Below are 25,988 nucleotides of genomic sequence, written 5' to 3' on the forward strand. Positions count from 1 at the left end.
GGATCCCGACTCAGTGCCGCACGTGCACGAAATTGCTGCGGGAAAGTTCGTAGCTGCCGCCGACTTTGATGAACGCGATCGACCCGCGGCCCGTCGCCCGCAACGCCGTCAACGTCGGCGGCGAGTCGCCGTCCGCGCTCTTGAAATGCAAATTCGCCTCGCCCGTTTCCAACTGCAGGATCGCCCGCGTCCGCACCGGCTCGCGTAGCCGCACCCACATCTCTTCCAGCGCCGGCTCCTGCTTGTTGACGCGCACGACCACGTAAAATTTGTCGGGATCAATTGACTCCCCCTCCGCACGCTTGAGCGGCACTTGGTAAAACACCGCGTCGCCTTCCTCGCGTAATCGCCGCGCCGCCTCCACGTCCAATAACTGGCTCAGCGCCTGCGGATCGGTCTGCTGCCGGTGCTTCTCCTGCGAACGCCGGTATTTGCGGATCTGCGACTCCGTCGGCTCCTGCCCATTGATCAGCAACGGCGTAAATTGTTCGTCCTCGGGCCGCGACGGATCGTAGCGCATCACGACTTCCCGCCGCAGTTTCCCGTCGTTGTCGCGCGATACGGTTTTCTGCGTGTAAGCCCACTCATTCGATTCCGCCGCGAAGCGGTCGACCGCCGTCGCCAGCACATCGGGACCCGCCGCGTAAGTCGCGAGCGAACCGGTGAGACAAAGTAGAAGGGTGAAAAGTCGGCGCATTGAGGGTCGGCAAACTGCTGCCTTTTTCCCGCGTCGCAACCTCCCCGCCGCCCCTCGCCCGGCAGGCTGCACAGCATCAACAAGATCCTGCGCCAAAAATTTGCATGTGGGTCGCTGGTCGCTCTCCACCGAGCCGGAAATCACGTCCGGATCCGCGCCCCCGAAACGCCTCCTGTGCGTTGTTGCTACACCGGCTCGACGTGCACCGACACGTCCGTGATATGCAACGGCGCCGCCAGCAAAGCATCTTTCACCGCATGCGCGATGTCGTGGCCCGCCCGCACGGACAACGCTCCATCGACCCGCACATGGATGTCGACGAGATGGCTCAGTCCGCTTTTCCGCACACGGCATTTGTCGAGCTCGCGCACGCCCGGCACCGCCAGCGCATACGCGCGCACCCGCTGCTCGATCTGGTCGGGCACCGCTGTATCCATCACATCACGCAACGCCCGCCCGGCCATCAGCACGCCGTTGAACGCGATCACCACGCAGGCAAATAACGCCGCCCAATCGTCCGCCGTCTCGAAACCCTTGCCGCCGATCACCGCAATCGCGATGCCCACAAACGCCGCGCCCGACGTCACCGCGTCCGCCCAATGATGCATCGCCTCGACGCCGAGTGCCGTGCTTCCCGCCGTTTCGCCCGCAGCGTGCAACCGTCGCGAGAACCAGATCTTCACGGCCACGATGCCCGCGAGCAGCGGCAACGTCGCCCAATGCGGCCCCCGGTGCGGCGTGACGATCTCGTGCACCGCATGCCAGCCGATCCACAGCGCCACCAGAAAGATGAACCCCGCCACCGCAAGCGCCGCGAGCGGCTCCGCTTTGCCATGCCCAAACGGATGGTTCGCATCGGGCGGCCGCCCCGCGACCTTGAAGCCCATCCACACCAACAACGAGGACAGGATGTCGAGCAACGACTCCGCTCCGTCCGCGATCAACGCATACGTGTGACCAAGGATGCCGCCCGCGAATTTCGCCAGCGCGAGCACCGCATTGAGGCCCATCCCGCGCAGCACCAGCCGCGCGCTCGCTCGGGCGCGTTCCTGCGTGGCTGCGTGGGCCGGCGTGAGGTTGGTCACGCCCCCACCCTGAAGAGCTTCACCGCCGAGCTCAACGCGACACTCCGGGAATTCGCGTCGTCGGTGAAGACCGACGGCGGCGTTGACCGCCTCCGTCCCTTTCCCCACCGTGCGGCACTTCCATGGCGGAATCCAAGACCACGCTCAGCAGCGATCCCATCAAGCAGTTCTCGGTTTTCACGCCGAACCGCGTCGGCCGGCTCTTCGACCTTACCGCCCTGCTGCGCGATCACAACGTCCACATCATGGCGCTCACGGTCCTCGACACCACCGACAGCGCGATCGTGCGCTTCATCGTCGACGACGTGGAGCAGGCCCGCGAGCTGATGATCAACAACGATTTTGCCTACACCGAATGCGAAGTGCTCGGCGTGGAGATCGACGACGAGGGCGATTTGAAACGCGTGCTCAGTTCGCTCCTCGAGGCCGAGATCAACATCCACTACATCTACAGCTTCATCAAACGCCCCGCTGATCGCGCCGCCCTCGTCATCAACGCCGAGGATATCGATGTCGCCGCGCATTGCCTTAACACCTGCGGCTTCCGCGTCCTTACCCGCCGCGACATCACGCGCTGATTGCGCTCGCGCGGAGCCGTCCGCTCTCGTGCGCCGCGACTGACCGCCCCCTCTCGCCGCCGCGTTCGCGCCAAAAACATTGGCGAACGCCCGCCCCGTCGACAGGCTCGCCGACGTGTCACCTCTTCGCTGTCTGAGTGCCGCCGCGCTGGCCTTGGCTGTCGTCACCGTCGGCTTTGCTGTGCGCGATCCGTGGTTTCCCGACGGCCCCGTCCAGCCGCCGATCCCGCGCGGCGTGCCGCTTCCGCCAATCACGCGCACCCTGCAATTCCCCTTGAAGACCGCGCGCACCCTGCACAGCGACGCCGAGATCGCCCAGGCCCGCGCCAACGTGAAGGCGTTTCCCTCCGCTCGCGCCATCGCCGACAAAATCCTCGCCGACGCCGCCTACTGGACGACGTGGACCGACGACGCGTTGCGCGATCTCGTCACCACCGCTGACGTCACCCGCGCCGTCGACCTCTGTCCCGACGGCTGCCCCGTTCACGGCCGCAAGATTTTCGAAACCTCCACCGGCACGTCCTACCCATGGATCGTCGACCCGCACCACCCTTTCAAGGTCAAGTGCCCAATCGGCGGCGAGACCTATCCCGACAACGACTACGGCGCCTACTACCACAGCGGCTTCAAGGACCGCTCCTCGCTCACCGGCAAAATCGTCGACGATGGCTGGGGCTGGGTCGCCCCCGACGGCAAACGCTACTGGTTCGTCGCCCATGCCAATCACATGCTCTGGCAGCGCCTCGAACTCGACGGCCGCTCCATCAACAGCGCCATCCTCACCCTCAGCCGCGCCTACCTCTTGACCGGCGATCGCGCCTACGCCCATCGCGCCGCCGTCCTCCTCCAACGCGTGGCCGAAGTTTATCCCGCGATGAACTACGAGCAGCAGTCGCGCGAGGGCCAGCTCATGGGCGAGCAGGGCACGCGCTACACCGGCAAAATCGTCAACGCCATCTGGGAAGCTTACCAAGTCGTCCCCGAACTCGCCGAAGGCTACGACAACATCTGGGAGACGATCGACCGCGACACCGCCCTTCAAAAATTCTCCGGCCGCACGGGCCCGCAGATCCGCGCCAGCATCGAGGCCAACTATCTTGAGGACGCCATTGATGCGTATTTCGCCGATCAAATCCGCGGCAACTACGGCACGCACCAACGCGCCCTCCTCCTCCTCGCCGTCGTCCGGCAGCATGGCGACAACCGCCGCTACGTCGACGAAGTGCTCCATCGCGCCGACGGCCACTTCCTGCGCGTCGGTTTCGATTACGCCCTCTACGATCTGGTCTTCCGCGACGGCGCCGCGCACGAGTCGCCCGATTACAATTTCGTCTGGCCCCGTATTTTCGCCGCGTCCGCCGAGCTGTTGAAAAAACTCGGTTACGACATGTCGGTGCTCCCGCGCCTCCACCGCATGTTCGACGAACCGCTCGACTTCATCACCACGGGCACGCACTCGCCCGCGCTCGGCGACAGCAAGACCATCGACGCTCCGCTGATCGGCGACGACGCCCTCGTGTATCAACGCGCGTGGCGCCTCTACGGGGACTCACGCTACGCCGCATTTCTCGCCGGCATCGGCGCCACCGGCGATCACAGCTTCACGAGCTACGACGCGCTCTTCTCCCCCGCCCTGCCCGTCGCGGCGACCCCCACCGACGGCCGGGCCGTCCCGCCGCAACCCTCGCACGTCCTCACCGGCTACGGCTACGCCCTCCTCAACAATCCCGCCGACACCCGCTCGCTCGGCCTCTACTACGGCGAACATCTCAACCACTTTCACTACGACCGACTGCACTTCGATCTCTTCGCCTACGGCCGCCCCCTGACGCCCGATCTCGGTTATCCCGACGCAGCCAACGAATTCAACCCCGGCATCTTCACGTGGTCCAAGACCACCATCTCGCATAACACTGTCACCGTCGACGCCCGCCGCCAGAACGCCAACCCCGCCGGCACCTTGCGCTTCTTTGCGGATGGGCCGCACACTCGCGCCCTCTCCGTCGATGCGCCCGGCACCTATCCCGCCACCACCACCTACCGCCGCACGCTCGTGATGGTCGATCTGCCCGCCGCCGCCCACAGCCCCGACCGCGGCTACGTGGTCGATTTCTTCGACGTCGCCGGCGGCCACCAGCACGACTACAGCCTGCACGGTCCGCCGGGTGAGTTCTCCGTCTCCGCCGAGACCAATCTCACTCCGCCCGCGCCCGGCACGCTCGCCGGCGAAAATGTGGCGCTCGGCGAGATTTACGACGATCCCGTGCTCGGCGCGAAAGATTACAAGGGCAGTTACCTGCGCTACGCCGGCTCCGGCTTCCAACACCTCTTCAACGTCCAACACGTCCAGAGCGGCTCGGATTTTACCTATGCGCAATATATCGATGCAAAGAATCCGCAGGCCCGGCTCCGCATCCGCATTTTGCCGCAGCCCGGCCAGGACATCATTCTGGCCGACGCCCACGTTTCCCCCATCAAACATCCCGCGCTGCTCAAATATCTCATCGCTCGTCGCACTGGCCCGGCGGGCGCGCCGCTTGCGAGCACGTTCGTGTCCGTGCTCGAGCCGTTTCCTGATCAACCCTTCCTCGTCAGCGCAACGCCAGCGCCCGTCGCGGGTCCCGCCGAGGCCCGCGCGGTCATCGTCCGCCGCGCGCCCGATGCGCAAGGCGGCGTGCGCGACCTCATCGTTCACAGCGCGCATGGCCCCGTCCGCGTCGACTCCGCCGGCCTGCCTCCACTCGAGACCGACGCCGAAGTCGCCGTCGTGACGCTCGACGCCGCGCAGCATCCCGTTCGCGTTTTCTTCGCTCAGGGAACCTATTTCCGCCTCGGCGCGCTGCAATTCTCCGCCGCGCCGCTCGAAGGCCAAATCGTGAGCGTCAACCCCGCCACCAACACCATCGGCGTGCGGATCAACTCCGTCGCCCCGCCCGATCTCGCGACTCTGACGGGCCGTGTTTTTGCCGTGAAAAACGCCCAACACACCGATGCGTTCACCATCGCCTCCGCCCGCATCGACGGCCGCACGCTGGTGCTCGCGATCAAGGAAGACCTCCGCGTCGGTCTCGCCCGCGTCGCCACCGCCACGCCCGATCAGCTCACCACCAATACGCCGCTCTACCTCGCCGCGGTTTACCCAGGCACGATGCTGACCACCCGTGCGTTTCAGCCGCTCGGCACCGTCACCCGTTGCCAAGACGGCGTGCTCCAACTTGCCGCGCCGCGACCCGCCCATCTTCCCGTCAACCCCGGCGATGATGTCTGGCTGCTGGGCGTCGCGCTCGGCGACCGCGTGACTCTTCCGACCGTGTTCAACTGGCAGCAACCGTAACGTCCCCAGCACACGGGTGTGTTTCGCCGCGGCCATCGCATTCACCGCAACTGCGGGTCGCACGCCTCAAATCAACTTGAGACGCGCAGACGACAGAGACGCCTTACACTCGGTAAAACGCCTCGGCGTTGCGCACGTAGAGCTTGTGGCATTCGTCCGGCGACGCGCCCGCGAGCGCATCGTCCAGCGTCTGCACCCAGCGCGGATAATCCGTCGCCTGCGACGCCACCGGCCAGTCGCCGCCAAACATCACGCGGTCGAACCCGAAACAATCCATCACGTGGTCGATGTAAGGCCGCAGATCGGCGGCCGTCCATTTCTGGAAATCCGCCTCGGTCACGAGCCCCGACATCTTGCAGACCACATTCGGAAACGCCGCCAGCTCCCGCAACTCCGCCCGCCACGGATCAAGCAGCCCCGCCTTGATGTCGGGCTTGCCGATGTGATCGAGCACGAAGCTCACATTGGGACACTGCCGCACGAGCTTGATCGTGTTGGCGAGCTGCCGGTGGTTGACGCAAAGGTCGAACGACAATCCGTGCCGCGGCAGAAGTTGCACGCCGCGCACGAAATCCGGCTGCAGACAAAACGCCTGATCCGCCTCGAACTGGATGATGCGCCGGATGCCCTTGATCAACGGATTCGCCGCGAGCCGCGCGAGATCCGCCTCCGCGGCGTCGCCTTTTTCCAGCGGCGCCCACGGCACGATGCCGCGGATGCGCGGATCGATCGCCGCCATCTCCGTCACCCAATCCGCCTCCTCCTGAAACTGCGCGAAGTCCGCCTCGCACTGGAGAAACACCATCTTCGCCACCTGCACCGGCCCGCACACGCGCCGGTATTCGTCGATGAGATGATTCCGGTTCAACATCGGCACGCCCGCCAGCCAGGGATAACGCAAGCGGTCCAGATTCCAGATGTGCAGATGAGTGTCGACGATGGGGAAGTTGGGCATGAGGGGTGCGGCGTGGAGGGTTGATGCAACGACAGGAAAAATACTCCAAATTCCAAGCTCCTGATTCGCAGTTGGAAGTTTGATCCTCTCTGGAGCTTGGCGGTTGGCGCTCGGCGCTTTAGTCGCGATCCGCGCGACTATCGGTTGACCACATTCTTCAACGGTTCGCCCTTGAGTCCGCGCACCACTTCCTCGCCCGCGAGCTGCTGCAGCCGCGGGATGCTGCTCTCGCTATACCACGCGAGGTGCGAGGTGATCAGGAGATTCGGCGCGTTGCGCAACGGATGGTCCGCCTCAAGAGGCTCCTTCTCGAAAACGTCGAGGCCCGCCGCCCCGATCGTGCCGTCGGTCAACGCCGCCGCCAGCGCCACCGTATCCACCAACGGCCCGCGCGCGGTGTTCACGACAATCGCCGTTTTCTTCATCTGCGCGAGCGTGCGCGCATTCACCAAATGCTTCGTCTCCGGCGTCAGCGGCGAGTGGAGCGACAGGATGTCGGCGCGCGCAAACAACTGATCGAGCTCCACCTTTTCCACGCCTTCCGCCGCCATCGCTTCCGTCGACACGAACGGATCGTAGGCGATCAGCTTGCAGCCGAACGCCCGCATCATCCCATGCGCCGTGCGCGCGATGCGCCCGAAACCTGCCGTCGCAAACGTCGACGTGCGCAGCGACGGCATCGGCTTGTCCGGGGTGATTTTCCACGTGCCCGCGCGAAAACGCCGGTCGATCTGCGGCAGTTGGCGCGCCAGCGCGAGCGCCAAGGACACCGCGTGTTCCGCCACTTCATGCACGCCGTAGTCCGGCACGTTGCACACCGGAATTCCGCGCGCCTTCGCCGCCGCGAGGTCGACGTTGTCCACCCCGATGCCGTAACGCACGATCACCTTGCAACGCGTCAGCGCGGCAATCACCGCGGCGTTGATCGGCGCCCATTGCACCAGCAACGCATCGGCGTCGCGGGCGGCTGCGATGACGTCGTCCGCCGTTTTGCATTGGGCCACGACCAGCTCCGCGCCGATCGAGTCAAGCGCGGCCTGCTCGTGCTTGAGATTGGGAAAACCGTGATCGGTGACGAGGGCGCGTAGTGTGCTCATGGAATGGTTAAGATAGAAAGATCGATTGTGGTGGAGTGAAGCGGCGCCGCGGCGGCGAATTATCGCGAGCCCGCGATCTTGCTCGTCTGCCCGAGCCCCTCGGGGCCGATTCCGTTGTAGCCACCGTCCACGGGCAAGTCCGTGCCGGTGATGAACGATGCGTCGTCGCTCAACAAAAACAGCGCCGGGCCCGCCATCTCCACCGGATGCCCCATGCGCCCGAGCATGTGATACTGGCCCCAGATCGGATCGAATTTCGCACGATCACCGCCCGCCGCTTTATCCACCTCGCGCGTCCAAATCCACCCCGGGCTGATGCTGTTCACGCGGATGTTGTCCGGCGCGAGATCGAGCGCCGCGCAACGCGTGAGCTGCGTCACCGCGCCCTTCGACATGTTGTAGGTCCAGCGGTTGGGCTGCGCGACCCACGACGAGATGCTCGACACATTCACCACCGCGCCGCCGCCGTTTTTCTTCATCTCCACGGAGGTGAGCTGGATCATCAACGCGAAACCCAGCGGACCAACTTTCAGCGAATGGAGAAAATCCTCGCGCGTCGCCTCGAGTCCTTTCGCGATGAACGAAAACGCGTTGTTCACCAGGTAGTCGAGCCGTCCGAACTTCGCGACCGTTTCCGCCACGAGCCGGCGGCAGAACACCTCGTCCGACATATCGCCCGCAACGACGAGCGGTTCAAAACCCGCCGCCGCAAACGCCCGCCGGCCGTCCTCCGCGTCCACCGGCAAACCACTCACCGCCACCTGCGCGCCCTCGCGCAGCAGCTCCAGCGCGATGGCATGGCCGATGCCGTTGGTGCCGCCTGTGACGAGCGCGACTTTACCTTTGAAACGTCCGGAGACCGGCGAGCGCGTGGGGTTCGTGAGCATAGAGCGAAATAGAGTTACTCAATCAGGAGAGTTCACCGAAAAATAGCGCGCATTGCAAAGCCGCGAACGTCGCACAGAAGGCAACCAAGGGGAACGAGGAGTGCTTCATTCCGGGACCTTCGCTTTCTTCGTCACCTTCCGTAAGAGGGATTGAAATTCGAGTTCGATGGCGGCCGGTGCAGCGTGGCGCGGTCGTGGCAAAAAAGAGGCCGCCCGGTCAGGGCGCGATGACCACTTTGATGTCGTTGCCCTTCGCGGCGAGCGCGCGGTGAAATCCCGTGACCCCGTCCTCGAGCGGGAAACGTTGCACCCAGCTCAGCGCGTCGACCTTGCCCGCCGCCATGAGATCGAGCGCTTGCTGCAGCTCCTCGATCTTCGCCGCGTAAGTGCCGAGCACCTGCCGCTCGGGCAACGTGATCGCGTAGGAATCGAGCGTCATCGCGTTTTCGTGCAGCCCGATCCAGACCACGCCGCCGCCCGGCCGCAGCGCTTCGATCGACGCCTTCTTGGTGATGCCCGCGCCCACCGCATCGACCGCCAGATCCGCGCCCTCGCCGCCCGTCTCGGCCTGCATCACCTTCACAATGTCTTCCTCGCGCGGATTGATCGTGCGCGCCGCGCCGAGTTTCCTGGCAACCGCCAGACGCTCGGGACTGAGATCCGCCACCAAGACGCGCGCCCCGCGGACAACCTGCAACGCCTGCTGGCAGAACAACCCGATCGGCCCTGCGCCAATCACGAGGGCCGTCGACACCGCGAGATGGCGCGTGAGATTCGCCACGTGCAGGCCGTTGGCCATCGGCTCCGCCAGCGCCGCCGCTTCCGCCGGCACATTGTCGGGCCACGGAATGAGACAGCGCGCCGGGACGTTGACGTAGTCTGCAAACGCACCCGGCCGATGCATGCCGAAAATCTGCCGCTGCGCACACAGGTGCGTGTCGCCGCGCTCGCAACGCACGCAACGCCCGCACGGCACGAGGGAATTGCTCACGACGCGTGCGCCTTCCCGCCAGCCGCGCACGTCGGCGCCGGTCTCGGCAATCACGCCGCAAAACTCGTGGCCCATCACAATCGGCGGGGCTCGCCGCGGGCTGTGATTCTTGAATGTTTCGAGTTCGCTCCCGCAGATTCCGCACGCCGCGACTTGCACGCGCACCTCGTCCGGCCGCAGTGGCGTGAGGTCCACATCGCGGATCTCCAGTTGGTCGAACGCCGGATAAAAGAGCGTGCGCATGATAGGCGTTTTCGGTGCCGCGCCCCGCGTCTGAACGCAAGGGCAACCTTCATGAAATTTCGCGCCTCGCCCGTTTTTCGTCACGCGCATCCTCGACCTTCGCTCGCGACCGGGGCGAACCGTCCGCCCCGAAGCCGCGCACGCCATCGCGCGCCCTTCATTCCCCACCCCGAGCTTGAGTTTTCCTCGGCGGCGCATTCCGACTGTGGGCCATGAGCCACGTATCCGCCTCTTTGTCCGCGCTTGGCGTGCGCGCGATCACCTTCCCCACCCGCTGCGACGTCGCCGAGCAAACCGCCGCCGACGAACTTGCGCGCCTCACGGATGCGCGCGTCGCCTCCGCCAATCGCCCCGGCAAGGGGTTCAACGTCGCTCTTGCCCACCGCGCCTGGGCGCCCGCCGCCGCGAAAGCGGCCGGCGATGCCGCGAGCTGGATCTGGCTGCGCGTCGACGATCACGGCGCCGGCGAAATCATCGCCACCGAGGGCTCCGGCCTCTTCGCCGCCGCGCGCCTCCTCGCCCACGGCCTCACCGGCGCGACGCGCGAAAAACTCGCCGCCGGCCTCCTTCTGCCGCGCAGCTTCTCCATGAACCGCCCGATCTGGGATGGCTCGTTCGCGCAGTATTGGAAATCCAACCGCGGGTTTTCCCCCGAGCAATACGCCGCGACGCTCGCCGAAGCCGGCTTCACCCACCTTGAGGTCAACAGTCTGCAGGCGAGTTTTCCCTACGAGGATTCCGTGCCCGGCGAATACTACTCGCAGTTCTACACCTACTGCCCCGGGTTCAACCACTTCATCGACACGCCGCTCACCCGCGGGTTCTGGCCCGCGCAATACCTCGATGCCAACCTCGAGCGCTTGCAAAACCTCGCCGCCCTCGCCCGCAAATACGGCCTCAAGCCCTCCGTCTGTCTTTACGAACCGCGCTCGCTCCCCGAACGATTCTTTCAACGTTATCCCACGCTCCGCGGCGCGCGCATCGATCATCCTTTCCGCTCCCGCCTGCCGCGTTACACGATGGCGCAGGATCACCCCGTGGTGAAACATCACTTCCGCCTCGCCACGCAGGCGTTGATGAAGGCCGTGCCCGATCTCGACGCCATGTCGATCTGGACCAACGACAGCGGCGGCGGCTTCGAACACACCGCCTCGCTCTACATCGGCCGCAACGGCGGCCCCTACATGATTCGCGAATGGCGCAGCGCCGATAAGATTGCGGAAGCTTCCGGTAAAAGTATCGGCGCCTTCCTTCGCAACGTGCGCGGAGCCGCCGCCGAGGTGAACCCCGACTTCCAGCTCAGTCTTCGCATCGAACCGTTCAAGATGGAGCACGACCATCTCAAGTCCGAGCTGGGCCGCGGCGTCCATTGGGAAGGCCCGTCCATGCTCGCGCGCGGTTATGCGCTGCCCTACAGCCATCCGCACTACGCCGACCAACAGGGCGTCGCCGGCGGCATGTTCCATTGCCAGATGGATCCGCGCGAAAAACCCGAGCTCGCGAAAGAACGCGCGCAGGGCATCGAACCCATTCTCACCTATTCCCCCGGCCCGGTGTGGAATCAGGAACCGCTCATCGGCATCCCCTGGCCGCGCATGATTCACGCGCGCCTCTCGCAGTTGAAAGAAATCGGCGCCGATCTCGTCAGCGCGATGGGCGGCCTCGCCAACACCACCGCCACTCCGTTCTGGCCCAATCCCGCCGCCATTCGCGCCGCGCAATTCACACCCGAACGCAGCATCGACGACGTCCTTACCGACGAAGCCGTGCGCTTCGCCGGCACCACGCATGGCCCGGCGCTCGCCAAAGCCTGGGCGCTGTTCGAAGAAGCCGTCACGTGGCAGCCGATCGTGCCGCTGTTCTGCGGCTTCGGCTTCTGCTGGCAACGCACCTGGGACCGCCCGCTCGTGCCCGACATCGAAGCCATCCCCGCCGCCGATCGTTTCTATTACGAGCGCCACGGCTGCTTCCAGCACAACAACCCCGGGGTGAACGATCTCGGCAAAGACGTGCTCTTCAACCTCATCACCCGCGAATCCGCCGACAAGATGGTGCCGCGCTTCGACAAGAATCTGTTCCCGCGGATCGCCAAGACGGAAAAATTCATCGCCGGTGTCCTGGCCAAGTGCGGTGACGATGCCCAAGCCACCGCCGCCTTCGCCGATTTGCGCGACCGCATTCGCGCCTACCGGCATTGGGCCGTCACGCTGCGCAGCGTCGCCGCGTGGTGCTCCGGCGTCTACGGCTACCTCGAAAGCAAAACCGCCGCGCAAAAGAAAGCGCACGAGAAATTCCTCCAGGCCGCCATCGATCTCGAAATCGACAACGCGCGCGGTCTGCTCGACCACTTCGAGCATTCGCCCACCGAGTTCATGGTCGTGTCCGCCACCGGCGAAAACACGTTCATCTACGGCAAAAATTTCGGCGAACACCTTCGCGCCAAAATCCGCCTGATGGAAAAATACCGGCACAAAAAGCCGCGCATCGACAAAGACATCCTCTGGCGCGCCCCCACCGGCCAGCCCTGGCCGGAAGGGTTTCCGTTTCAGAAGTGATCCCGCCGGCCGCAGGCGCAGCCCATGAATGCTCCCGGCCCTCAACCTCGGCAGCGCGCTGACACCGCGTGGTTCAAAGCATGCCGGTGGGGCTTGCTCGCGTGTTACCTGGCCGACACCGCGAGCAACCTCCAACCCATCGAGCTGTCCGTGGACGAGTGGAACCGCCGCATCGATGCGTTCGATGTCGGCGCGCTCGCCGCTCAGCTCGCCACCGCACGCGTGCCGTATTTCATTCTCACGATCGGCCAGAACTCCGGCTATTATCTTTCGCCCAACGCGACCTATGACCGCATCGTGGGCCGCGCGCCCAGCCGGCTCTCGCGCCGCGATCTGATCGCCGATCTCGCCGCCGCGCTTCAACCGCACGGCATCCGCCTTCTCGTCTATCTGCCCGCCACCGCTCCGCGCAACGACGAGCTCGCCAAAGCCCAATTGCAGGGCGACTCCGGCGAACACGGCCCCGACATGCGGCGCCACTGGGAGGAGATCTGCCGCGAGTGGTCGCTCCGCTGGGGCCGGGCCATCAGCGGCTGGTGGATCGACGGACCCTACGACGCGCCCGCCTATCAACACCCGGAGGCGCCCAACTACCGCAGCTACGCCGCAGCGCTGAAGGCCGGCAATCCCGACGCCATCGTCACCTTCAACAACGGCCTGCGCACGCCGATCTATTCGATGACCGAATACGAGGATTACACGCCCGGCGAAATCGAACGCGACATGACCGTCGCGCCCGGCATGCGCATGGACCCGCCGCGCCTCGATGCTTACCCCGAGTTCCTGAACGGCGCGCGTCTCCACGTGCTCACCCTCATGGGCGAATGGTGGGGCCAGGGCCCGGTGCGTTTCCCCGACGAAATGACCATCGGCTACACCAAATTCATCAACGCTCGCGGTGGCGTCGTCACGTGGGATGCGCCGCTGCAAACCAATGGCACGCTTGACCCGGCGTTTCTTCCACAAATCACCGCCCTCGGTCGCACCATCTCCGGTTCCGCCTGATCGTCTCATCGGCGGTGGACGCGGCACAGCGTTGGTCCCACACGGGGAAGTGTGGTAGATAATCATCTTGTTCGGCGGTCAGCCTTGCATGTTGCGTCCGAGGCGCATTGGCCGGTGCCCGTCTCTTTCTCCATGAGCCACCAATCTTCGCTCCTCGCCGCGCTCGACATGCGCACCATTTATTACCCGACCCGGTTTCAACCGGTCGAACAAACCGCCGCCGAGGAACTCGCCCGCCTGACCGGCGCCACCGCGCGCCGCTCCGTCCGCCCCGGCCAAGGCGTGAATCTCGCCCTCGCCTCCCGCGCGTGGGCCAAGTCCCTCCCCGCCGCTCAGGCCAACACCACCGGTTGGATGTGGCTCAAGCTCGCCGAGGATGGCACGGGCGAAATCATCGCCGACACCGGCGCGCTGCTTTACGCCGCCGTGCGTCTGCTCGCACACGGTCTCGGCGACGATGCCCGTGAGAAACTTGCGCGCGGGCTCTTTTTGCCCGCCACGTTTCCGCACCATCGGCCGCATTGGGATAGTTGCCTCACGCAATACTGGCGCAGCGTGCGCAAATTCGACCGCGAAAAATATATAGCAACGCTCGCCGAAAGCGGCTTCACACACGTCGAGGTCAACGGACTGCAGGCGCACATGCCTTTCGAGGATACGGTCGTTTCAGAATTCTATCCGCAGTTCTATACTTACTGCGCGGGCTTTAATCACTTCGTCGACACGCCGCTGACCGCCGGACTCTGGCCCACCCAATACCTCGAGGCCAATCTCCAGAACCTTCAGCAACTCGCCGCGCTGGGCCGCAAATACGGCCTCCAGCCCGGCCTGTGCATGTTCGAGCCGCGTTCGATGCCGGAACGACTCTTCCAGCGTTACCCGACCCTCCGCGGCGCCCGCGTCGATCATCCCTTCCGCTCCCGCCTGCCGCGCTACTGCCTGGCCCAGGATCACCCCGTCACCAAGCAGCATTATCGCGCCGCCTTGCAGTCACTGATCAAGACCGTGCCCGATCTCAGCTACCTGAGCGTGTGGAGCAACGACAGCGGCGCCGGCTTCGAGCACACCGGCTCGCTCTACGTCGGCCGCAACGGCGGTCCTTATATGATCCGCGAATGGCGCAACCACGAGAAGATCGCCGAGGCCGCCGGCCAGAGCATCGTCCGCTACTTGCGCAACCTCCAACAGTCCGCCGCCGAGCTCAATCCCGACTTCGACATCTTCCTCCGCCTCGAACCTTTCAAGCTGGAACAGGATTATATCAAGGCCGGCATGGGCAACCACATCGCTTGGGAAGCGCCCAGCCTGCTGGTCCGCGGCTACAGCCTGCCCTATACCCATCCGAAATATCCCACGATGAGCGGCGTGGCCGGCAGTCCGTTGCAGACGGAAATCGACGCCAGCGAACGCAAGGTGCTCGCCGAATCCCGGGCGCAAGGCGTTGAGCCCACCCTCCAATACGCCATCGGCACCGCGGCCAGTTACGAGCCGCTCCTCGGCATTCCGTATCCGCGCTTGTTGCACAAAAAGCTCACCGCCATGCGCGAGCTCGGCCTCAAGCGCATCAGCGGCTACGGCGGCCTCAACAACCCCCAGCAGACGCCTTACTGGCCCAACCCCGCCGTCATCCGTGCCGCCCAGTTCATGCCGGACAAGTCCATCGACGACGTGCTGCTCGACGCCGCCCGCGAGTTCGTCGGCGCCAACCACGCCCCCGCGCTCGTGGCGTGTTGGGATGCCTTTGACGAGGCGTTGAGCTGGCAGCCGCCCGTCGCGCTTTTCACCGTCGCCTTCTCGTGGCAACGCACCTTCGACCGGCCCTACGTTCCCGACATCGAGGCGATTCCCGCCCAAGAACGCGCTTACTACGAACGCTTCGGCTGCTTTCAATATAACAACCCGAGCCTGAACGATATTGGCAAAGACGTGCTCTTCGATCTCGTCACGCGCGAACAAGGTGGACAAGCGCTCGCCGGCTTCGATCAAAACGTCATTCCCCGCGTCGAAAAACTTCTCGCACGCCTCGCGCAGCTTGAAGCGCAAACCGCCGGCGAACCCAGCGTCCAGGCCGTGTTCAGCGACCTGCTCGATCGCACGCGCGCCTACCGGGCGCTCGTCGGTTCGCTCCGCATGGTGTGCGCGTGGTGCACCCATGTTTACGGCTATATCGAAAGCACCAAAGCAACCGACAAAAAGAAACACGAGCGGGCGCTCCAAACCGCCATCGACGACGAACTCGTCAACACCGCGAACCTCATCGCGCTCCTCGAAGCGAATCGCACGGAAGTCATGATTCTCTCCGCCATCGGCAACAATACGTTCTGTTACGGCGAAGACTTGCCCGATTTATTGCGCGAGAAAATCCGGCTCATGAAAAAATACCGCCACCACCCGCCGCGCATCGACCAGAATATCCTCTGGCGCCCGCTCCCCGGGTCGCAGTGGCCGAAATTCGATTGAGCCGCGAAGCGCGAATACCGCGCCGCTTTTTCAAGCACACGCGCCCGCCCTTCAGCCGATCCCGCCGGCCGCCCTTCGCGGCCGGATCGATGCCATCGTTCACCCGCCGTGCGCCCGGCGGCGAAACTCCGACGGACTCATGCCCATCACCTGCTTGAACGCTTTCGAAAAGTGAAACACATCGCAAAACTCCAGCTCTTCCGCGAGCGCCTTGAACCCGTGGCTGCCGTGGTAAATCGCCGCGCCCGCCCGGTCGATTTTCCGACGCTTTTGAAACTGCCCCGGTGACTGTCCCACGCGCGCGGTGAACTGCTTGCGGAAGTTGTCGTAACTCAAACCCACGGCCGCCGCGACTTCCTGCGGCGTCGCCCAACGGCGCGCCCCCGGACTCCCCAGCAAACGCTGGCTCGCCTCCAGCCAAGTTGCGGTCGCCGGTCCCTCCGTCGCCTCGACCCGCGCCGCCAGCGCATCGCTCAGCAACGCCGAAAATCGGCCCACCGCCCGCAACGCCGCCGCCGGCGTATGGCCTTCCTCCGGCGCCACGATTTCCGCCATTCGCCGCCCCCAGTAATCCACCGGCTCCAACCGCCACACCGGCGGCGCCGCCGCGAGCAACCCCTGCGCCCGCCACAAATCGAACTGCGGCCCGTTGAACACGAAATAGATTTGCTGCCATGACTGTCCCTCCTTCGGCCCGTAAGCGTGCGCCAGCTCCGGCATGATCAGCACCAAATCTCCGCCGCTCAGATCGCACGCATAACCGTTTGCATCGCGGTAGTAGCCGTCCACCTCCAGCAGGTAAACGAGCGCGTAGCTTCCCAAAACTCGCATCGTCTTGGGATCCAGCCCGCGCGCGTCCCGCGCCACACCCGCCAACTGCAGCTCGCCTATGCTCGTCCGAAGCGGCGCTTCCAGCCATGCTTGGCCCAGCGTGGGAGATGTTTCCGGCATCGCGCCCAAAATTTACATGCCAAATCACATTTCAACCATTTTTTCTCCAGCCTTCTGCCTGTATGTTGGAGCCGGTTATTTGTTGTTTCTGCGGGCGGTTGCGACGGTTCCGCGTCGGGCCGCCCGCTTGTTCTCCCCTCTTCAAAATCATGAGCACTGCCACCCTCCCCCAAATCTATTCCTACGGCCACGCGCTCGACATGAGCGACGACAAGTTCGGCCTCCTGCGCGACTCCTCCGATGCCGCCACCGACTTCTTGGAACTCCGCCGGCGGTTTGCCGAAGACGGCTACCTTTACATGAAGGGCTATCTCGACCGCGCCGAAGTGCTCGAAGCCCGCGCCAGCTTGACGGCGCGCCTCGCGGAAGCCGGCGTCCTCGATGAAAATTATCCCGCCATCGAAGGCGTCGCGAAGAAAGACGCCGGTTACGTTTTCAAACCCGAAATCACCAACGGCAACGAGGCCGTGCAACGCCTCCTCTATTCCGGTCGCCTGCTCGATTTTTATCGCCAGTTCTACGGCGAAGACGTCCGCCACTACGATTACACGTGGCTGCGCGCCATCTCGCCCGGCAAGGGGACCAATCCCCATTGCGATCTCCCTTACATGGGCCGCGGCACGCACAAGCACATGACGTGCTGGGTGCCCTACGGCGATGTCTCGTTCGACCTCGGTGGCCTCATGGTGCTCGAAGGTTCCCAGAAGCGCATGGACCTGTTGGAGAACTACGTTTACCGCGACGTCGACGCCTACTGCGAAAACAAGCCCAAGGAAGTGGCCAAAGCGAAGACCGGCGCGTGGTCGTTCACAGGCACGCTGTCCCACAACCCGCCCGCCGTGCGCAACAAGTTCGGCGGCCGCTGGCTTTCGACTGAATATCAGGCCGGCGACTTCATCACCTTCGGCATGTTCCTCGTGCACGCCTCCCTCGACAACCGCACGGAAAACCGTCTGCGCATCTCGAGCGACAGTCGTTTCCAACGCGCCTCGGAGCCCGTCGATGAACGCTGGGTCGGCGCCAACCCGCCCGCCCACGGCGTATCCGGTAAACGCGGTCTGATCTGCTGACGCCGTCGCGCCGCGCGCGCTTTTTTCTCTCGTTGCGTCGGCGAAATGGCGCTCACTCCGCTTCTCCCTCCTTCATGCAGGCGGGGTGCCCTCACCCCGCATTTTTTAGCCCCCCATCATCGTAAGAGCACTCCTCTGGCCGTCTCGCCATCGCGCCGCCGCGCCCACCGCCACGCTCTCGCCGCCAATCCTCCCTTCTTCGCCGCCCATGTCTGCCACCGCTTCCTCGCCCGCCACCTCGGCCTCGACGCCCTCCTCCAGCCGCATGGCGGCGGTCAACGAAATGACGCGGCTTCTGCGGCTGCTCTTCGAGGTGGAGCGGGAATTTCTGCGCACCGTCACCACGCTCATTTATCGCGTCGGCGAGCCGGAGCTGAAATATCTCATTTGTCAGCACGCATGGGAAAGCGCCGGACATGCCCGCTTCCTCCGTGAACGCGGACGCGAACTCACTGGCTTTGGCACGTCCGAAAACGTGCGCGATTCCATCCGCCGCGTCTTCGTCGAAGCCGTCGGCTCCGCGTCCTCGGATGCCCTCGTCTTGACGGCGGGCTTTTATGGCGTCCTCAAGCCCGCGTTGCTCGCCGCGTATCGCCACTATCTCAAAGTCACCGATCACCTCGCTGACTGGCCCTCGAAAAAACTCGTCGAAGAATTCATCGGCGACGAAGAACGCCACCTCGCCGAAATCGCGCCGTTTATCACCGGCATCGAGGCGCGCGCGTGGACCCTCCATCTCACCCAGGCGCTCGACGATCTGGGCGGTTGGCTGGGCCAGGAAACGCGTCTGCCGCTCCCCGCCGGTTTCGTCTGGCAGCAGGAGAAGACGCCCTACGCGCATCCCCTCACCTGCAACCGCGGCAAGTATCCCGTGTGCTCCAGCATCTTCGGCTTTGATCCGACCGAGGATCCGATCGTCCGCCCCTGGCTTACCGATCCGAAGACCGATGCCCGCGTCATCCGCCTGATGGTTTACGTTTGGCTGATGATGGAAATGGATGCCATCGACTACCTCGCCACCGTCTTCATCGAAACGCTATCCGCGCCCTTCGATCTGCACCACGACCTCGCGCGCCACCTCTGGGATGAATCGCGCCATAGCCAGTTCGGTTTCCGGCAACTGCCCAAACTCGGCGTCGACCTGATGACCGTGGAGCAGTCGCTGGAACTCTATAATATTCTCATCCACATGCCGCCGCATGAGCGCTACGCAATGATGACGATGGAGTTCGAAGCCGGCAGTTTTCCGACGAAGGCCGCCGTGATGGACCGCGTGCGCGAGCTCAACGATTTCGAAGCCGACACGCTCCTCGCCTTCGATCGCAACGACGAACAGAACCACGTCCGCTACGGCCACCGGTGGCTGCCGGAGATGATGGCCCTGTTTGGCGAAACGCGTCCCGTCGCGGAATTTGTCAAAGCCACGCAGGAGAAATTCCGCGAGCTCACGAAAGCGCACGGCAACAAAACACCGCACTCGCTCCCGAAAGAAAAGCGGCTCACCGGCGAAAAGATCCTCCGCCTCGCCGGCGTCAGCGCGTGAGCGCCGTCGCGGCGCGCGCAAGGCGTGCCCCAACTCTTCACCGCGGGATGATCCGCATCACCGCCGATTCCGCCGGCACTCCGGGCTACGCGCGAGCGCGGCGCCGCCACACGGCGAAACCGAGTATCGCGGCCCCCGCCATCATCGCATAGGTCGAGGGCTCAGGGATCGCCGAGGCGCCGCTGCCGAGGTTTTGGTAATAGGTATTGTTACCGTCCGCGATGAAGGTGTTATAGTAACCATCGGCCGGCAGTGCACCCATATAGCCGGCGGACGTGGTCGGCGACCCATCATACCGCAGAGATCCCGCGCTCAATGTGAAGACGTCGCCCGCGGTCAAAAGCGTATTAGCCGTATCCGTGGTGGCGTAGAACACCACATCGTCGGGGTGCACCGTGTTAAAATTAAAGTTCGACGCGAAAAAAGTATTGATCGTTTGAGTGCCGTCGCTGCTTCCGGCCCCCGTGCTCGTGTAGGTCGGTGCTACGCCTCCCACCGCTCCTTGCGTGCTGAAAATAGCCGAGCTCGTGGTGACCGATTGAAACACAAAAGTGGGATTTACGGCGCCGATGCCCGTGCTCCCAGTGAGCGTGTAAACAATAGGCGAAGACCAGGAAATCTTCACCTCCGATCCGTGGCCGCCCGTAAATGTCAGATATACTCCCTGCGCCCGCGTTGTAGCGGCGAGTGTGAACGCGATCAGAGCGACGAGCGAGGCGGCGGCCTTGCGACTGCACGGGACGAGAGCGATCATTTTCATAGTGCTGGCTGTTTTCTCCGATTCACCGGGACCATTAACGAGTGGTTGATAATGCAAATAACAGAGGAATGAATCCTCGGAGGTGATTTCACGGTATTTTATTCCCCGCTTCCGCTACCGGAAATCGCCCGTCTGAAGATGTTGCGTTTACGACTGAGTCGAAGACTCGGCGGAAATCACTGACCCTTCGTCCGCCGCAATAGTGCAAGCCGGACATCGGCCGGACTCACGACGCACCACCGGAGGACATACGGCGACGCCGCCAGCAAGCCAGCCCGAGCGCCGCCAATCCCGCCACAGCCGCATAGGTCGCGGGCTCCGGCACGGCGCTCATTGGACCCACCGCGATGCCATAAGGCGAACTGAGGCCGGTGATGGTGGTGAAGCCCGCGAGTGGAGCGCCGGTCAAAGCATCGAAGCCCTTCACCGTGCCATCGTTGCCTGAGACGAACAAATCAGTTCCATATACCATGATACCCTGGGGTCCAGTCAGTCCCGAGACCAACGGGCTTCCTGCGGCCGTTCCATCGGTAGCATTGAATGTCCAGATCGTCCCGTCACCCCCGTTCGCCACGTAGAGAGTGTTCCCCGACACGGCCAAGCCATGGGGAAGATTTAAATTCGCGGTGATCGTCAATGTCGGAGTGTTGCTGAAGGAGCTGATGCTATAGGCTAAAATTTTATTCATACCGGTGCCTGTGGTCGCCTGCGATACGAAGAGCGTATCGCCCGACACGGCCAGACCATACGGATTGGTCGTCCCCGCCGACACGTTCGCGAGCTGATTCCCGCTCAGGTCATATTTGAAAACATTGCCGCTGTTGAAGTCCGTGATAAACATATTGCTGGCCGTCACCGCGACGCCCCACGGATTGTTGAGTCCAGTCATCCCGCCTCCTAAAACGGCCGTAGTGCTGGCGGTCACCCCGCCGGCACCATCAAGTGTGTAGGCGCCGATCGATTTTTCGCTCGCGCCGGACTTGGCGACATAAAGGGTCGATCCCGAGAGGGCGAGCCCCTCGAAGTAAGTGGGCGCGGATCCCGACAGATTCACGAGGGATGAGTTGATGAGTGTGCCATCAATATTGTAGCTGCTGACGCCATTCGCGCCATTCGGGTCGGCCACAAAGATCGTTTGGGCGCGCAATGCCGCCGGGAGGAGCGCGAATAGCGGCAGGACGGATGCTAACAACCAGGAACGGACGGAAACTGTGTTCATAGAGATGAGGCGGGGTTATATGATGTAGGGGTTGGAGGCACTGTCGTCGCCAAACGACCGCGAGGGGCTGGACCGAGCTAATCCCGGATCTGGCCCACCCGCCGCGTCATGCGGTCCGTGTTATTGCCAACCAACGGCGAGTCCATCCGGCGGGGACGAATCGCGGTGCCCGTGTGGCGAATCGCGGGGCTCGGCCACTGGCAGCCTAGGGCTGCAGCCGCAGTGCGCCCAAACGTTCGCGCAACTCGCTCCAGCGATCGCGGCTGGCCGGAACCGGCTCCCGCGCCCCGGCGACATGGAGCAACGTATGCTCGTCACCGTCCCGCTCATAACGCGTCACCTGCGCGAGGTTGACGATCTGGGTGCGGTGCACGCGCATGAAATGCGAACCGGGCAGGATGTCCTCCCACGCCTTCAGGCTCTTCCGCAAAAAGACTTTCGCCCCATCCACGAGTTGCACTTCGGAATAATTGGCGCGCGCGCCGATCAGGCTGATCTGCGCCACCGGCGCAAAGCGCGCGCGCAGGCCCGCCCGCAGATACACGGTGTCGTCGATCGTGAGCGCACGGCGGGGCATCTCTTCGGTCGCCGCATCGTCGGCCGCGGGCGTCAGCGCTTCAAGCCGCCGCAATGTTTCCGCCAGCCGCGCGGGCGCGATCGGCTTCAAGAGGTAGTCGAGCGCATTGATCTCAAACGCACGCAACGCATAGGCGTCATGGGCGGTGGTGAATACAATCCTCGCGCCCGCCCGCACGAGCGGCACCAACGCGAAGGAGTTTCCGCCCACCAATTGGATGTCGAGAAACACGAGGTCGTAGTCCGGGCGCGCCAGCAATTCCCCTGCGGTCCGCAACGTCCCTGCCTCGGCCACCACGACCACCTCCGGATGGGCCGCCAGCCGCGTCCGCAGATCCGCGCGCGCGGCGGCTTCGTCTTCGATGAGGAGCGCTCGGGGCATCGCCAATTTAAATGACCGGCACCGCCCCAAGGTGCAATCTCACCGTGACCCAACCCTCGCCCGGCAACACCTCCAGCGCGTGCGCGTGCGGATAATAGCGCCGGAGCCGCTCCCGCAGATTGTCCAGGCCGATGCCCAGCGACGGCCGCGCGTGCCCTCCCGCGGGGGCCACCCACACACCCGTGTTGCTCACCTCCAGTCGCAATCCGCCATCGTCCGCCCGCGCTGCGACGATGCGCACCCCGACCCGCTCCGCGCTCGTCGCACACCCGTATTTCAACGCGTTCTCCACCAGCGGCAGCAGCAGAAAATGTGGCAGTCGCGCCTCTGCGAGCGCTTCGACTCCGACGATCTCCACCGCCAGCATATCGCCCCACCGCGATTGCTCGATCGCGAGGTAGGCGCTCAGCAACTTTATCTCCGCCCCCAGCGTCGTCCACTCCTGGTCGTTGTCGCGCTGCAGCGTCAACCGGCAGAAATGCGCCAGTTGCTCCACCATCGCCCGCGCCGTCGCCGCTTCCGGGGGAAGCGAGCCGCTGATGGAGGCGAGGGTGTTGAACAGAAAATGTGGGTTGAGCTGGTAACGCAGCACTTCGAGCCGCGCCTTTTCCTCGGCCAGCCGCGCCGCGATCTTTTCCTCCGATTCGAGCCGGTTGAGCCGCGTAAGCTCCCGGTTCTTTTCCGCCAGCTCCCTCGTCCGCTCACCCAGCTCCGCCGTGCGGGCCGTCACGAGCGCTTCGAGTCGCGCCGCATGTCGACGCAGCGTTCGTGTGCGCCACTGCACCACGCCCACCACCATACCAACCGCCGCCATCACGTAGGCCGCGACCGCCCACCCGCTCCACCACCACGGCGGCAACACGGAAAACGTGATCGCCGCCGGCGTGCTCAGCACACCATCGCCATCACGGGCGCGCACCTCGAAACGATACGCGCCCGCCGGCAGCCGTGTGAAGCTTCGCGTGCGTTCGCTGGACCAATCCGACCAACTCCGCTCGAAACCCTCCAAGCGGCTCTGATACCGGACCGCGTCAGCCATTTGGCATCGCATCGCGACATAATCGAACCGCAGCGGCGCATGCGTCGGTGCCAACTCGTCGCCGGCGTGCACACCCGCCGTCGTTAGCACCACGCGGAAGGGCACCGGCGGGGGAAACGCCCGCGCCAGCTCCACCCGCAAAAGCCCCTGTGCCCCGCCGATCCACAAAATCCGGTTTCCTGGCGCGCCTTCCTCCAGCAGACATTCCACCTTGCCGGCACTTTTCCGGACGAGAGCCGGCAGCTGGTGCAACGCCCGCCCGTCCGGCGCCATCAGCTCTATGCCGCTCTCCCTCGCCACCCAGCGCGCGCCACGCACGCTCGGATCCTGCGCCGCGCACGCCACGGGATCCGCGATGCCATGCTCCCCGCCGCCGTTTGGACGATCGTCGATCGGCAAGTTGTCCGCCGCCTCGAACCGGGCCGCCTCGCCCTGGGAATTCATCGGCCGCAAGCGAAACCCATCGTCGCCGCATCTCACATACAGCACGCCGTCGCGCCGCTCCACCCCCGTCACCGCGCCGGCCGCCAGACCGTTGACCGCATCGAACACCGTCACGGCCGACGGCCATTCAAGCCGGAAGGCGCCTTCCGTCGTGCCCAGCCAGAGCCCACCCTCGCGATCGAAAAACACATCGAGCAGTGTTTTCAGCCAGAGCCCGAGCGTCTCGTCGATCGGACCGACATACCGGCCGGCCGCATCGAACCGCATCCCGCCGGAGCCGCTCGCGGAATCAAAAACCACCGCCAGCTCGCCGGTCTCCGCCCGCGCCGCCCGCAGAATGTTCTTCCCGGCCAGCCACCGATTCGCCTCCAACGGCCAGACGCGGATATGACCGTCCACCAGTTCGAAAAACCCATTGTGCTCCGTCAGGAAGCGCAGCGATCCCGCCGGCCCGGCTTCCATCAGCAGGATCACGTTTTCGCGCAACACTGGATCGTCCGCCACCAACTCGAGCCGGTCGCCCGCGATCCGGCATAAGGGCCGGCCCGGCGAGGTGACGTAGGCCACGCCGGCGACGCCGTGCAAATGCGTCGTCCGCGCATACGGAGCCGCGCGGCACGGGATCACGGTGAACGTCGCATCCTGCCAGCGCAGGATCTTTTCGGCGTCCGCGAAATAAACCGCCCGACCCACGGCCAGCACGTCGTGAATCTCGTCGTAGCCAAGTTCGGTCGCCGGCAGGCGATCAGCCAACGAAACAAATTCCGCCCCCGCGCCGGTGCCACGCAACCAGCCGATCACGCCCGCGCCACCGACAAACACCCGGCCGTCGGCGGCGCGCGCGAATCGCCGCGGCGCAGCCGATTCCTCCGGCATCACGATCGGTCGCCATTCCGCCCCGTCGTAAGAACGCAGCACACGACCGCTCGCGAGATACATGAATCCGTCGCGATCCTGCGTCACGGCCTGGTTGGTGTAGCCGATCTTGTCCCGCCCCGGGGAAAACTCCCGGATCAGCGGGTGCCCGAGTTCGTTTTCCGCCGCCCGACCCGTGCCAACCGGCAGCGCGAACCCGCAGACAAGAACCAAGCGGGAAAGGAGGCGGGCGGGACGCACCAAGGGAAGGGCTGCGGGAAGGTCGTAAGTGGGAAAACCTTCCCCGGCGAATAATTTTCGCACGCAGCCCGCGGGGTGCCGTGCGCCCACAAAACATTTCCGCCCGCGATCGCGCTGGCCTTCTCCCGACCTCGCGCCCGCCGTTGGTGCCTCGATCGCGCATTGCGCGCCACGGGCTTGCCGTCATCCTCCCGCGTATGCGGCGCTCGCTGCTCATTCTTGGACTCGTCTGCGCCCTGCCGTCGGCCTGGGGCGGCCCTCCCGCGCTGGGCGAGAATTTTACCCTCGCGGACCCCGTCCTCCCGATGGTGTGGATCGCCCCCGGCACGTTTTTGTTAAGCGATCCGGTCGGCGCCAATGACGACACGCAAGTCACGCTCACCCGCGGTTACTGGATCGGGCGCACCGAGGTCACCCAGGCGCAGTGGCAGACCGTGATCCTGCACCACCCGTGGCTCAAAAACATCTCGCTCCCCAGTTACTTCAGCGGAGCGTCGCGGCCCGTCGAACAGGTCTCGTGGGATATGGCCATGGAATTTTGCGCCACCCTCAACGCCCTCGAACGCGCCGCCGGTCGGTTGCCGCAAGGTTACACCTACACGTTGCCGACCGAAGCGCAGTGGGAATACGCCGCTCGCGCCGGCACAACTGGCAAATATCCCGGTGAACTCGATGCGATCGCCTGGTATGACCGCAACAGCGGCGGAGTGACGCATCCCGTCGCGCAAAAGCAGCCCAACGCGTGGGGCCTCTACGATGTGATCGGCAACGTCTACGAATGGTGCTGGGATTGGTATGCCCCCTACCCGGGCGGCCGGGTGCGCGATCCCATCGGGCCGGCCATCGGCGGACACCGCATTATGCGCGGAGGCAACTGCGACGCCGCCGCCGGCTGGTGCTGGGTCGCCCAACGTCCGCGCTGGCCCAACTATCTCAAGACTCGCAGCCTCGGCTTTCGTCTCGCCCTCGCGCCGGCACGTCCCGCGGCTTCGCCGCCTTGA

The 25,988-nt window shown here is 64.6% G+C and carries 19 protein-coding genes; 8 read left to right on the forward strand and 11 right to left on the reverse strand.

The window, feature by feature from the left end; translation table 11 throughout:
* Window positions 1–10: 10 nt before the first annotated feature.
* Both K0B96_RS15470 and K0B96_RS15475 read right to left on the reverse strand, forming a co-directional pair.
* Complete coding sequence (locus K0B96_RS15470; protein ID WP_220161786.1) at window positions 11–697, reverse strand: hypothetical protein; 687 nt, start codon at window positions 695–697, stop codon at window positions 11–13.
* A gap of 185 nt (window positions 698–882) precedes the next feature.
* On the reverse strand, window positions 883–1,782 hold the full coding sequence (locus K0B96_RS15475; RefSeq protein WP_255558727.1) for a cation diffusion facilitator family transporter: 900 nt from the start codon (window positions 1,780–1,782) through the stop codon (window positions 883–885).
* 122 nt (window positions 1,783–1,904) lie between these two features.
* On the opposite strand from K0B96_RS15475, the gene K0B96_RS15480 reads away from it, so the two are divergent.
* Window positions 1,905–2,360, forward strand: a complete 456-nt coding sequence (locus tag K0B96_RS15480) for an acetolactate synthase (RefSeq protein WP_220161787.1) — start codon at window positions 1,905–1,907, stop codon at window positions 2,358–2,360.
* A 115-nt stretch (window positions 2,361–2,475) separates the two neighbouring features.
* Window positions 2,476–5,694, forward strand: a complete 3,219-nt coding sequence (locus K0B96_RS15485; protein ID WP_220161788.1) for a heparinase II/III domain-containing protein — start codon at window positions 2,476–2,478, stop codon at window positions 5,692–5,694.
* 103 nt (window positions 5,695–5,797) lie between these two features.
* On the opposite strand, the gene K0B96_RS15490 is transcribed toward K0B96_RS15485, so the two are convergent.
* The 4 genes from K0B96_RS15490 to K0B96_RS15505 all read right to left on the reverse strand — a co-directional run bounded on the left by K0B96_RS15490 (window position 5,798) and on the right by K0B96_RS15505 (window position 9,867).
* Complete coding sequence (locus K0B96_RS15490) at window positions 5,798–6,649, reverse strand: amidohydrolase family protein (RefSeq protein WP_220161789.1); 852 nt, start codon at window positions 6,647–6,649, stop codon at window positions 5,798–5,800.
* 137 nt (window positions 6,650–6,786) lie between these two features.
* The gene (locus K0B96_RS15495; RefSeq protein WP_220161790.1) at window positions 6,787–7,746 is read right to left on the reverse strand and encodes a C-terminal binding protein; all 960 of its coding nucleotides are present in this window, start codon (window positions 7,744–7,746) and stop codon (window positions 6,787–6,789) included.
* Window positions 7,747–7,805: 59 nt separating this feature from the next.
* Complete coding sequence (locus K0B96_RS15500; RefSeq protein ID WP_220161791.1) at window positions 7,806–8,633, reverse strand: SDR family oxidoreductase; 828 nt, start codon at window positions 8,631–8,633, stop codon at window positions 7,806–7,808.
* A 217-nt stretch (window positions 8,634–8,850) separates the two neighbouring features.
* On the reverse strand, window positions 8,851–9,867 hold the full coding sequence (locus K0B96_RS15505) for a zinc-dependent alcohol dehydrogenase (protein WP_220161792.1): 1,017 nt from the start codon (window positions 9,865–9,867) through the stop codon (window positions 8,851–8,853).
* 212 nt (window positions 9,868–10,079) lie between these two features.
* Between K0B96_RS15505 and K0B96_RS15510 the strand changes: the two genes are divergently transcribed.
* From K0B96_RS15510 to K0B96_RS15520, 3 genes are all read left to right on the forward strand, one after another.
* Window positions 10,080–12,422, forward strand: a complete 2,343-nt coding sequence (locus K0B96_RS15510) for a hypothetical protein (protein ID WP_220161793.1) — start codon at window positions 10,080–10,082, stop codon at window positions 12,420–12,422.
* A gap of 24 nt (window positions 12,423–12,446) precedes the next feature.
* Window positions 12,447–13,427: a hypothetical protein gene (locus K0B96_RS15515; protein WP_220161794.1), complete on the forward strand. Its 981-nt coding sequence runs from the start codon at window positions 12,447–12,449 to the stop codon at window positions 13,425–13,427.
* 132 nt (window positions 13,428–13,559) lie between these two features.
* Window positions 13,560–15,887 carry a hypothetical protein gene (locus tag K0B96_RS15520; RefSeq protein WP_220161795.1) on the forward strand — a complete coding sequence of 776 codons (2,328 nt, stop codon included), beginning with the start codon at window positions 13,560–13,562 and terminating at the stop codon, window positions 15,885–15,887.
* A gap of 99 nt (window positions 15,888–15,986) precedes the next feature.
* Here K0B96_RS15520 and K0B96_RS17540 read toward each other — a convergent pair whose 3' ends face one another.
* Window positions 15,987–16,838 (reverse strand): helix-turn-helix domain-containing protein, encoded by an 852-nt coding sequence (locus K0B96_RS17540; protein ID WP_220161796.1) that lies wholly within the window; start codon window positions 16,836–16,838, stop codon window positions 15,987–15,989.
* A 149-nt stretch (window positions 16,839–16,987) separates the two neighbouring features.
* On the opposite strand from K0B96_RS17540, the gene K0B96_RS15530 reads away from it, so the two are divergent.
* Window positions 16,988–17,908 (forward strand): phytanoyl-CoA dioxygenase family protein, encoded by a 921-nt coding sequence (locus K0B96_RS15530; protein ID WP_220161797.1) that lies wholly within the window; start codon window positions 16,988–16,990, stop codon window positions 17,906–17,908.
* A 208-nt stretch (window positions 17,909–18,116) separates the two neighbouring features.
* Window positions 18,117–19,451 carry a ferritin-like domain-containing protein gene (locus K0B96_RS15535; protein ID WP_220161798.1) on the forward strand — a complete coding sequence of 445 codons (1,335 nt, stop codon included), beginning with the start codon at window positions 18,117–18,119 and terminating at the stop codon, window positions 19,449–19,451.
* 85 nt (window positions 19,452–19,536) lie between these two features.
* Here the strand turns inward: K0B96_RS15535 and K0B96_RS15540 are convergent, their stop codons facing one another.
* The 4 genes from K0B96_RS15540 to K0B96_RS15555 form a co-directional block, all read right to left on the reverse strand.
* Window positions 19,537–20,205 carry a PEP-CTERM sorting domain-containing protein gene (locus tag K0B96_RS15540; RefSeq protein ID WP_255558729.1) on the reverse strand — a complete coding sequence of 223 codons (669 nt, stop codon included), beginning with the start codon at window positions 20,203–20,205 and terminating at the stop codon, window positions 19,537–19,539.
* Window positions 20,206–20,437: 232 nt separating this feature from the next.
* Window positions 20,438–21,430: a PEP-CTERM sorting domain-containing protein gene (locus K0B96_RS15545; protein WP_255558731.1), complete on the reverse strand. Its 993-nt coding sequence runs from the start codon at window positions 21,428–21,430 to the stop codon at window positions 20,438–20,440.
* A gap of 205 nt (window positions 21,431–21,635) precedes the next feature.
* Entirely contained in the window at window positions 21,636–22,388 is a 753-nt protein-coding gene (locus tag K0B96_RS15550) for a LytR/AlgR family response regulator transcription factor (protein ID WP_220161800.1), read from the reverse strand.
* Window positions 22,389–22,395: 7 nt separating this feature from the next.
* Entirely contained in the window at window positions 22,396–24,960 is a 2,565-nt protein-coding gene (locus K0B96_RS15555; protein WP_220161801.1) for a histidine kinase, read from the reverse strand.
* Window positions 24,961–25,184: 224 nt separating this feature from the next.
* Here K0B96_RS15555 and K0B96_RS15560 point away from each other — a divergent pair, with 224 nt between their 5' ends.
* Window positions 25,185–25,988, forward strand: coding sequence for a formylglycine-generating enzyme family protein (locus K0B96_RS15560; protein ID WP_220161802.1), 804 nt, complete (start codon window positions 25,185–25,187; stop codon window positions 25,986–25,988).

Origin of the sequence: Horticoccus luteus, assembly GCF_019464535.1 — a bacterium.
In the GTDB taxonomy this organism is placed as follows: Bacteria; Verrucomicrobiota; Verrucomicrobiia; order Opitutales; family Opitutaceae; genus Horticoccus; species Horticoccus luteus.